We start from the raw sequence: 3867 nt of genomic DNA, 5'->3' as shown, positions 1-3867 counted from the left end.
TAAGTAGGGTTTGCTGAATAAATATAAAAACCTTGTTGGATAAGGCTTTTAGACTTTTTTTCCCTGAAAAAGTGCCTAACATTGGAGTAATTGGCGGGAAAATTTAGGGATTTTTTCCCTGAAAATTAGGTAATTGACCACCTGAAAATGGGTAAAACCCCACACCCCACACCCCACACCCCACACCCTGCCCCCACGAAAAACTTTTTCAGCAGCCCCTAAGTAGTCAGGCCTAACTTTTTTCAGTCTGGCGATTATTGGCGTTTCATCTCTACCAATCCTGACAAAATTTCATTTAGATAGGAGTCCTAATGTTAATCCATGTTGGTTATGAATTTGGCTTTGATGCCCCCTTACCCGTGGTCATGTTGTTAAAACTTTATCTACACCCCTCAATTTTAAATCAAGTTAGACAATCGGAAAATTTGCAGGTGGAACCGGCAACAAAAATAGAAGAATTTTTAGATAGCTTCGGTAATCGAACCAGTCGTCTAATTTTACCCGACGGACAGATTCGCATTCACAATGAAGCGGTTATCGAGAATGAATGGAAACCCGATATCGTTAATGGGAATGCCCAAGAAATTCCTCTAGCAGAGTTACCAACCCAAGTTTTTCCCTACCTAATGAGTAGCCGTTATTGTGAAGTGGATTTGCTTTCGGAAATTGCCTGGGAACTTTTCGGACAAACTCCCCCCGGTTGGGCAAGGGTACAAGCGGTTTGTGATTGGGTTCATAGTCACATTCGTTTTGGTTACGAATACGCGCGGGTGACGAAAACCGCCTATGATGTCTATCGGGAAAGAACGGGGGTTTGTCGCGATTTTAACCATCTAGCTTTGACTTTTTGCCGTTGCCTAAATATTCCCGCCCGTTATGCCTCCGGCTATCTCGGAGATATCGGTATTTCTCCCCAACCTCTACCGATGGATTTTAGTGCTTGGTTTGAAGTTTATTTAGACCATCAATGGTACACCTTTGATGCTCGTCATAACACCCCCAGAATCGGGCGGATTTTAATGACTCGCGGCTTAGATGCCGTCGATGCTTCCCTAACAACTTCTTTTGGTCAAGTAAATTTAACAAAATTTAAAGTATGGACGAGCGATGTTTCCCACCTCTATGCTTAATCAGAGTATTTATTAAACCTCTTGCATAATTAATTTTTGAGGGTTCAAAAACGGCAAAAATAAGGATTAAATTGCCTGAAAGTGCCAGCCATTGGAGTGAAAGGGGGAAATAAAACCCTACACCCCACACCCTACACCCCACACCCCACCAACAAGCTTTTTGCCGCAACACCCAGATAAAAATTACTTTTCTACCTTAACCCGTTGAGTAACGACAACAATCCCATCGCCTTGGATTAAAATCGCCGATAACCAGCGATTTTCCGGTGTTGCCGGCGCTTTTACCCGCTTAAATAAACCGCCGGACTGTAATAATTCCAATTCTAGAGGCTTTGTATTAATATAACGCTCAATATCTACTTTCTCATCGATCGCCGTTCCGGCCAATAAATCATCCCCTAAAGGTTCGCGGACAATCACATCAAAATCAAATTCTTGACCCACTTTCACCCTCTCGGGAATTCTCACCTGAATACTGGGGGGATTTTTGCCGGTGCTTAACTCAACTCTCTCGCTTAAAATCTCCTGATAAACCAGTTTATTCCCTTGAAATTGTTGACGAGAACGAATCGTAGCATTCATTCCCACCACTCGTCCCTGCACCTTTCCCGTCCCGGTAATTTTAGTAATTGTATTGGCCGTTAACTTATCACCAGAACGACTCCAAGATTCGAGAGTCGTGGTGTATTGTAGATTGTTATAACGTTCCCAAAAATGAGTTAAAGCCTTTTTAGTTTTTTCGTAGGTCAAGCCATCGGAGTTAGTAAATTTCGGACTATAAAACTCCATTAATTGCTTGAGATTTCGCTCATTAGCCGCCGTTTCGATTTTGGAGATAAGCGTTTTTAAATTAGCCGGAGCAGTTTCTGGCTTTTCGGCTCGCAGACCGGTAGCAAGGGCAAAAGTTAACCCCAAACCTAACAGCAACGATAGGGAAAAATTGAGGGATTGACGAAAAAATGTATTGGGAATCGTGTTCAAGTTACGCATTAGTGATAGTTTGTGTAAGGATCGATCAATAACTATGGTAGATTATTTCATTCTAGGGCTGAATTTCCCCTCTCTCGAATTATGGCACGCACTCCAACCCGTCTATTGATTGCCGCTAGTGGTACTGGTGGTCATTTATTTCCCGCTTTGGCCCTGGCCGAGCGCTTGCCGGATTACGAGATTGAATGGTTAGGAGTTCCAGACCGTCTCGAACAGTCCTTAGTTCCAAAAACCTATCCCCTGCACACCATCCCCATTGAGGGATTTCAAACCCGTTTCGGGTTAAAAACTCTCAAGATTCTGTTCGGTCAACTGCGGGCCATTTGGCAAGTGCGTAGTTTAATCAAAAAACGTCAGATAGCGGCAGTTTTTACCACCGGGGGTTATATCGCAGGCCCGACCATTTTAGCGGCTCGTTTAGCCAATATTCCCGTCATCCTACACGAATCTAACTACATACCGGGCAAAGTCACGAAAGTTCTCGGTCGCTGGTGCGATACGGTTGCCCTCGGTTTTCAGGGAACCGCCAGCTATTTACCCGGCACTCGTACCACTTGGTCTAGTACGCCCGTACGGGAGCAGTTTCTCATTCCCCAGTCCCTAGATTTACCGATTCCAGAGACTGCTTTTTTAATTGTCGTTGCCGGTGGTTCTCAAGGGGCCGTGGCTCTTAATCAACTTGTGCGACAAAGCGCTCCCCAATGGTTAGAAAAAGGCATTTATATCGTGCATCTCACGGGAGAAAACGACCCCGAAGCGGATAGTTTGCGCCATTCTAACTATTTTTCCCGGCCTTTTTACGACAATATGGCGGGATTATGGCAAAGAGCTAATCTGGCTATCAGTCGCTCCGGAGCCAGCACTTTAACAGAATTAGCGATCACTTGTACGCCTTCGATTTTAATTCCCTATCCTTTTGCTGCCGAAGACCATCAGTTCTATAATGCCCAAGTTTTCGCTGAAGCTCAAGCCGCTTATCTTTACCGTCAAAATGAGTTAACTGCTCAGTTTTTAGGCGAATTAGTCCTCGATTTATGGTCTAATCCCGAAAAATTGGCCGCCATGGCCCAACAAGCTTCTCATCTAGCTATTAGTGACAGTGCCGATTTATTAGCCGATTTGTTGAGAAGAAAGATTCAAAAAGATAGTTTTTGAAACAAATCAGCCACCAGAAAAGTGAACCCCGGAACCACATCTTCCCCCTCCAGAAAATCTCCTGATGTTAATAATCCCTGCGGTTCGTACCCGCAACGATAAACTAAAACATAGTGTTGACGGGGACTGATAACCCAGAGCAAACGAGTCCCATTGGCAAAATACTCGGCAATTTTGTCCTCGATTTCTGCCACTGTATTCCCCGGAGAGAGAATTTCTACCACTAAATCTGGCCCACCTTCTAAAAAACCCGTCGGCAATTCTTCCAATCCTTGCAGATGTTCCTTAGCAAAAAAAGCTATATCAGGAGAGCGTTTATTACCATTTTTCATAGTAAAAGCAGTGCTGGAGTCCAATAATACCCCTAGTTTTCGAGATGTTACTAAAGCGAATAAAGCAGCACTTAAAATAATGGCAATATAACCATGTAAAGCCCCAGAATTACCCAGATTAATTAGGGCTTGCTGAATAAATCTAAAAACCTTGTTGGATAAGACTTTTGGACTTTTTTCCCCTCAAAAAGTACCAGATATGGGAGTGATCAGGGGGAAATTCAGGGACTTTTTCCCTGAAAATTAGGTAATTGACCCCC

The 3867-nt window shown here is 43.7% G+C and carries 3 protein-coding genes and 1 pseudogene; 2 read left to right on the top strand and 2 right to left on the bottom strand.

Going from position 1 to position 3867, the window contains the following annotated elements; genetic code table 11:
- Positions 1-311: 311 nt before the first annotated feature.
- On the top strand, positions 312-1130 hold the full coding sequence (locus tag PX482_RS08095; protein ID WP_004266804.1) for a transglutaminase-like domain-containing protein: 819 nt from the start codon (positions 312-314) through the stop codon (positions 1128-1130).
- A 183-nt stretch (positions 1131-1313) separates the two neighbouring features.
- Here the strand turns inward: PX482_RS08095 and PX482_RS08090 are convergent, their stop codons facing one another.
- Positions 1314-2120, bottom strand: coding sequence for a DUF8623 domain-containing protein (locus PX482_RS08090; RefSeq protein ID WP_288023376.1), 807 nt, complete (start codon positions 2118-2120; stop codon positions 1314-1316).
- A gap of 81 nt (positions 2121-2201) precedes the next feature.
- Between PX482_RS08090 and murG the strand changes: the two genes are divergently transcribed.
- The gene (gene murG, locus PX482_RS08085; RefSeq protein WP_288023375.1) at positions 2202-3275 is read left to right on the top strand and encodes an undecaprenyldiphospho-muramoylpentapeptide beta-N-acetylglucosaminyltransferase; all 1074 of its coding nucleotides are present in this window, start codon (positions 2202-2204) and stop codon (positions 3273-3275) included.
- On the opposite strand, the pseudogene PX482_RS08080 reads toward murG, so the two are convergent.
- Positions 3257-3733 (bottom strand): annotated as a pseudogene (locus PX482_RS08080) (Uma2 family endonuclease); the annotation flags it as partial. The gene murG and the pseudogene PX482_RS08080 overlap by 19 nt on opposite strands.
- Between the last annotated feature and the right edge of the window lie 134 nt (positions 3734-3867).

It is taken from the genome of Microcystis sp. M53602_WE12 (genome assembly GCF_030065455.1).
In the GTDB taxonomy this organism is placed as follows: Bacteria; Cyanobacteriota; Cyanobacteriia; order Cyanobacteriales; family Microcystaceae; genus Microcystis; species Microcystis aeruginosa.
Note: the sequence above shows the minus strand (reverse complement) of the source record. Positions and strands in the feature narration are given on the sequence as shown.

What these genes read in the sequence shown, in the direction of transcription:
- PX482_RS08090 (WP_288023376.1), bottom strand. Translation starts at nt 2,120, where the DNA reads ATGCGTAACTTGAACACGATTCCCAATACATTTTTTCGTCAATCCCTC.
- murG (WP_288023375.1), top strand. Translation starts at nt 2,202, where the DNA reads ATGGCACGCACTCCAACCCGTCTATTGATTGCCGCTAGTGGTACTGGT.
- PX482_RS08095 (WP_004266804.1), top strand. Translation starts at nt 312, where the DNA reads ATGTTAATCCATGTTGGTTATGAATTTGGCTTTGATGCCCCCTTACCC.